A 1,407-nucleotide genomic window follows, 5' to 3' on the forward strand; every position below is an offset into this window, starting at 1 on the left:
TGCAGGGCCGGCGCCAGCTTGTCGCGCGCGGCAGTGAGCAATTGCTTAAGCGCCGGCAGCTGGACGCGCCGGCGGCGCCAGATCATCACCAGCGGCGCCGTCCGCATCTGGCCGGGCCATCGCATTTCGACGATGTCGCCGCGTGCGAGCGCATCCGGGACGGCCAGGCGTGGAACGAGGGCGAGCCCCGCGCCGGCCGCCACCAGCCGCGCAATGGCGCCGATGCTGCCGACCTCGTTGGCAAGTCTGGGTGCGGCAGCGCCCGCCTCGGCAAAGGCCGTGTCGAACATGTGTCGGTAGATACATCCGGGCTCCGTTGCCACGAACTGCAGTTCGCCAAGCGCGGCAAGGTCGCCTGGCACGCTGCCCTGCCCCGGAGCCGCGACCAGCACCAGCGGTTCGGCTGCTATCGTGCGCCTGGCGAAGTGTTTATCCGACGCGCCCTTCGCGAAATCACGGCGGTCGAAGCAGAACGCGACATCGATGTCGCCATCCTCCAATTGGCGCAGCAGCGCGCCGCTGCCCGCCACCTTCATCCGCACGGTGATGTCGGGATGGCCGGCCTGGAACCCGGGCAGCCAAGGCGCCAGCCTGGCCGACGCGATCGTCTCCAGCGCGCCGATGGTCAGGTGCCCGCTTGTCGAACCTGCCGCTGCCTGCACGGCCGCGCGCGCCTCGCCGTCGAGCCGCAACAAATCCTCGGCGATCGGCTGCAGCGCTAGGCCTGCCGGCGTCAGCTCGAGACCGGACTTCGCGCGCGTGAACAGGGCAGCGCCAAGCTCGGCCTCGAGCGCCAGGATCTGGTCGCTGACGCTCGATTGCGCGAGGTGGACCACTTCTGCGGCGCGCGTGATGTTGCGGCTCCGCGCCACCGCAAGGAAGGTTTTGAGCAGTCTTGGATGCATCGTGTGGCTGACGCGCTATTGCAGCTGCGGTTTCTTCAGAAAACTGCCGCGGTCGGCGGACTTGACGCGCAGCCAGGTTTCGCGGCCGTCGCGCAGCACCCGCATCGGAATCTCGGCACCGGCCGAGCCGCTCTCCCACAGCTTGCGATAGAAATCGGCGAGTCCATCGACCGCGCCGTCGCGGATGTCCGAGATGATGTCGCCCTGGCGCAGGCCAGCCTTGGCCGCCGGACCGCCTTCGGTCACGCTCATCACCACCACTCTGCCATCGCTTTCGGCCGACAGGGCGCCGAGCCATGGACGCGGCGGCTTGGCCACCTGGCCGCGCGTCAGGAGATCGTCGAGTATGGGCGGCAACAGATCGATCGGCACCACCATGTTGATATCGGCGACCTCGCCATTGCGGCTCATCTGCAGGCGCACCCGTCCTGGGGCGGTGCCGGCGCAATGAAGATCGCCTCGTCGAGCAGATACTCCCAATAGCCGGCGAATTCCTGCTTGG

The 1,407-nt window shown here is 68.3% G+C and carries 1 protein-coding gene and 1 pseudogene; both read right to left on the bottom strand.

Annotation, left to right across the window (positions count from 1 at the left end):
• On the bottom strand, nucleotides 1-905 hold a 905-nt coding region (locus EN914_RS35440; protein WP_164779168.1), incomplete at its 3' end, for a LysR family transcriptional regulator.
• A 15-nt stretch (nucleotides 906-920) separates the two neighbouring features.
• Nucleotides 921-1,407: pseudogene (locus EN914_RS35445) on the bottom strand (PDZ domain-containing protein); the annotation flags it as partial.

Source organism: Mesorhizobium sp. M7A.F.Ca.CA.001.08.2.1, from assembly GCF_003998455.1.
In the GTDB taxonomy this organism is placed as follows: Bacteria; Pseudomonadota; Alphaproteobacteria; order Rhizobiales; family Rhizobiaceae; genus Mesorhizobium; species Mesorhizobium ciceri.